This window comes from Pedobacter sp. 10L46_2, assembly GCF_056395165.1.
The window spans coordinates 1-4543 of the sequence record NZ_JBFTIZ010000335.1; the positions used below are offsets into that span (position 1 = coordinate 1).

The following is a 4543-nucleotide window of genomic DNA, read 5'->3' on the forward strand; positions in this document are numbered from 1 at the left end:
ATATAGTACTGTAGTACCTAAAGGGTTTATTCGCCTGCAGGGAAAGCTGGCGGCTATGACAGACGCAGGGATTAAGATCTATTTTTTTAAGGGCAACCATGATATGTGGGTTAACGACTATTTCACAAAGGAAATGGGGATTGAAATTATAAGTGACGAACTTGTAATTGAAAGAAATGGGAAAACGTTCTTTTTACATCATGGTGACGGATTAGGACCTGGCGACAGGAAATATAAGATGCTGAGAAAAATCTTTAGAAATCCGGTGTGCCGCTGGCTCTTTTCAATGGTTCCACCAAGAATTGGAATGGGAATAGCAAACGGTTGGTCTAGAAGCAGCAGGGCAGCCAGTAGCAAAGTGGAAGTTTTTGAAGGCATTGAAAATGAATGGCTGGCCATATATGCTAAAGAGCAAATGGTAAAACAGCACTATGATTTTTTTGTTTTTGGGCATAGACACTTGCCTTTAGATTTGGATTTAGGTGGCGGAACTAAGTATGTGAACCTGGGCGAATGGATTACCTATAATTCATATGCGGTTTTTGATGGCGATGTGCTGAGCCTTAAATATTTTCCTGATAAAAATTTATAGTGTCGTTAACTGAAAAAGCCGTATTTTTGCTGCCCGAATAAAAAATCGTTATCTGGATAAAAGATGCTGTTAACAAACAGGTTGTGTTATTTGTTGCTAACGGTACAATTATAAAGTTTCTGAAATAAAAGAATATGTTAGAGAAATTAGAAGCAATTAAACTGCGTTGGGAAGATGTTGAGGAGCAGTTAAGTAATCCTGATACCATGCAGGATATGAAGCGTTTTGCAGCTTTAAATAAAGAGTATAAAGATTTAGGTAAAATTGTAGAAGAGTATAAAGTCTACAAGAATGTAATGAGCAACATCGAGGCAAATAAAGAGATCTTGAGTACAGAGAAAGATCCTGAGATGCGTGAGATGGCTAAAGAAGAGCTTGACTTGTTACTGGTACAACAGGAAGAATTAGAAGAGAAAGTTCGTTTGATGCTTATTCCTGTGGATCCTGAGGATGCAAAGAATGCGGTGTTTGAGATTAGAGGTGGTACAGGTGGTGATGAAGCAGCTTTGTTTGCCGGCGACTTATATAGAATGTATAGCCGTTTCTTTGAACAAAAGGGATGGAAAGTAGAAACAGTAGATGTAACCGAGGGTACTGCTGGTGGATACAAAGAGGTGATCCTGAAAGTAAGTGGAGAAGATGTTTATGGACAGTTAAAGTATGAGTCTGGAGTACACAGGGTTCAGCGTGTGCCGGATACAGAGACTCAGGGACGGGTTCATACGTCGGCTGCATCCGTAGCTGTTTTGCCTGAGGCTGAGGAGATAGATCTTTACATTAATCCGGCAGATATTGATTTGCAAACCTCCAGATCCGGTGGTGCGGGTGGACAGAACGTAAATAAGGTTGAAACTAAGGTTCAGTTAACGCATAGGCCTTCCGGTATTGTAGTAGTTTGTCAGCAGGAACGTTCTCAGCTAGGAAACAGAGTTATTGCAATGGAGATGCTTCGTAGTAAGTTATACGATATTGAATTGCAGAAGAAGAATGGTGATATTGCCGCCAGACGTAAGACTATGGTTTCCACTGGTGACCGCTCAGCGAAGATCAGAACGTACAACTATCCGCAGGGAAGGGTAACGGATCACCGCATCGGTTTAACGCTTTATAACCTAAACGGAGTGATGGATGGAGGTGTTCAGGAGCTAATTGATGCGTTGCAGTTCGCCGAGAATGCAGAGAAAATGAAAGAGGGATCTGTGATCTAAAAAATAATTATCAGAGAATTAAGGAGTTATAACTATTTTAAAATAAATGTTGCAAAGTTAAATAAAGGCGCTATATTTGCAATCCCGAAACGAAACAACGAAACGAAAATAGGGAAAACGGACCGGTAGTTCAGCTGGTTAGAATGCCGCCCTGTCACGGCGGAGGTCGCGGGTTCGAGTCCCGTCCGGTCCGCTAAAGGTAGCAATGCCAAACTAAAGCCTTCAAATTATACGTTTGAAGGCTTTTTTGTGTTTTTCTATATTTTTAGATTTGGTGTATCTTTAAAAGTCATCTTTTGAATCCTTAATCAAAACAATAAATGGAGAGCTTGATTAAAAAATATGATGCGCTTGTAGCAGAATACAGCAAAGTTATTATTGATAGCTTTAATCTCGAAGATTTTAAGGAATATAACGAAATATTGTTTTCTGCGCACAGCTGTGCAGTAGAGGGGAATACCTTTACCGTGGATGAAACACGCGAGCTTAAAGAAAAGGGCCTCAATTTAAAGTTAAACAACAGGTCTTTATATGAGGCATATGAAATCCTAGATCATTTTAAAGCCTATGAATTCGTATTTAACGACCTAAAACAGCCTTTAACCGAAAATTTGATCAAACAGGTACAAAGAATACTAACGGAAAATACCCTTAAATTTGCGAAGGGCCTTGAGCCAGGGGAATATACCAACACGCAAATGGCTGCAGGGGATACGGTTTTTGGAGATTTCAGGGTGAGTATTGCACGTATGCCATCATTGATCAGTTCCACAGAATTAGCTATGGAAAAGGCCGAATTACATCCGCTGGACATTAGCGCTAGGTTTCACCAGTTTTTTATTTATCTACATCCCTTTCCGGACGGAAACGGGAGAACTGGCCGTCTGATTTCAAACTTCATACTTGCAAAGTTCAATCTGCCGCATGTAATAATTGGAGCCGAAGAAAAGGCTGCTTATATTGAAGCTTTAAAACAATCTGCTAAACATAAAGATACCGGTATTTTAACTGTTTTTTTTGCTGAAACTTCTATGCAAAGAATGAAGAAGGAAATTGACCAAAAGAAAAATCTTACTCAAAACTTTGTCATGAACTTTAATCCGCCTAAAAAAGGGAGGAAGATGAGATAACATAAGCCTAACTAGACCCTATTATATCTCGCATTTATCTGCTCAGGATAACATGTAATCCTGACTTCAGCATAGTTTTTTGACAGATTTCTCAATCCATTGATCGATTTGGAATGGATGAGTATTGAGGACAATTCTTGGGAAATTTTATATACATCCTAACGTTTAGTATATTTGTTATATGGAAACGCTAATTATAAATATTCCTGACAAAAAAAGTACTTTGGTAAAATACTTAAAGGTTTAGGTGTAACCATTCAGGAAAATAATCAAGGTAAGAAATCTGCTTACAGGAAAAAATTGCTTAAAGCATCAACTTGGGCAGCAGAAGATTTGAAGAGTCTCGAAGACAGTTTTACATCAACAGGGTGCCACAAACGGCGGAAGACGGATATTTGGTATTGAGGTGATAATGTTGGTTAGTYTAAAATGACGTCTGCCAAATTGCCAGGATAAAAAAGATTATTGACCAATACTGAGTTCCCAATCATTTTCCAAAACATTTTTGCCTTTTTTTTGCTAAAAGACTTAACTTAGAGTCAGCATAACGCGTTTTAAAATTATTAGTTAATCATCCCTAACTGCTAATATATGAAGATTCTAATTGCTGAAGACGATGAGCTTATGCTCAGGACTTTAGAATTCCGTTTAAAGAAAGATGGACATCAGCTCATCCTTGCCAGGGACGGCAGGGAAGCTTTGGAAAAAATAGATCAGTTCCTGCCTGAACTGGTAATTACGGATATCATGATGCCTTATCTTTCAGGCTTGGAGGTGGTGGCAGCGCTAAGAGAAAAAGATCAGACGCCTATTATTATGCTTTCTGCCATGGGACAGGAGGATATCGTTCTTGAAGCATTCCGCCTAGGTGCCGACGACTTTATTACCAAACCTTTCAGCCCCAATGAGTTGTCTGTGCGAATAAAAAGGTTTATGCTTGTTCATTCGAGATGATATTTTTTCAGGCGCTTTTATTGTTCTTTTTCGGTGCGGCAGTATTTCTGATTTTTTTCATGACCGCTTACCTGTTGATCCGGAAAAAATGGAGAAAAAAATATGCCAAATGGGACAGTATGATTGATTTACTGCTCAGAAAGGCAATTTTTTTCAATGAAAGCGGCAGTAGCGCTGACCAGCCGATACCGGTCACTCCGCGCCTGAGGGTGAATCTGGAGAATAGCAGATTTAGGGCCCAGCTGACCAAAAAGATTACTGCGGCAAAGAAAAATATGTCTGGTCAAGCTGGACAAAATATCAAAAAACTGTACCTGCAGCTGGACCTGGATACCCATGCCATTAAGCTAATTGAAACAGGTAAGTGGCACCTTATGGCTGTGGGGATCCAGCAGATTGGCACCATGGAACTCAAGGAGCACCTTGCCAGGATATACCGCTTCACCAACAATAAAAATGAACTGGTCCGGGCAGAAGCTCAGCTGGCCGTGCTGAATCTTTTTGGGTTTGAAGGGCTTCGGTTTCTGGATGTGATCACTTATCAGCTCTCGGAGTGGCAACAGATGAAATTATTAAAGGAGCTGTCTGTTATCCCTCATGTAAACCTTACCGGAATTGACAAATGGCTTAAATCTGAAAATGCCAGTGTTGTTGTATTT

General features: G+C 39.9%; 5 protein-coding genes and 1 tRNA gene. All 6 read left to right on the forward strand.

What is annotated here, in order from left to right; translation table 11 throughout:
* Positions 1-592, forward strand: a 592-nt coding sequence (locus AC1DDX_RS24175; protein WP_477622731.1) for a UDP-2,3-diacylglucosamine diphosphatase, incomplete at its 5' end; no start/stop codon positions are given.
* A 134-nt stretch (positions 593-726) separates the two neighbouring features.
* On the forward strand, positions 727-1800 hold the full coding sequence (gene prfA / locus AC1DDX_RS24180; RefSeq protein WP_337716991.1) for a peptide chain release factor 1: 1074 nt from the start codon (positions 727-729) through the stop codon (positions 1798-1800).
* 119 nt (positions 1801-1919) lie between these two features.
* Positions 1920-1993: transfer RNA gene (locus tag AC1DDX_RS24185), tRNA-Asp, on the forward strand.
* 127 nt (positions 1994-2120) lie between these two features.
* Positions 2121-2930, forward strand: a complete 810-nt coding sequence (locus AC1DDX_RS24190) for a Fic family protein (RefSeq protein WP_337716988.1) — start codon at positions 2121-2123, stop codon at positions 2928-2930.
* A 591-nt stretch (positions 2931-3521) separates the two neighbouring features.
* Positions 3522-3884 carry a response regulator transcription factor gene (locus tag AC1DDX_RS24195; RefSeq protein WP_172662174.1) on the forward strand — a complete coding sequence of 121 codons (363 nt, stop codon included), beginning with the start codon at positions 3522-3524 and terminating at the stop codon, positions 3882-3884.
* Positions 3881-4543, forward strand: a 663-nt coding sequence (locus AC1DDX_RS24200; RefSeq protein ID WP_477622732.1) for a hypothetical protein, incomplete at its 3' end; no start/stop codon positions are given. The genes AC1DDX_RS24195 and AC1DDX_RS24200, both read left to right, overlap by 4 nt.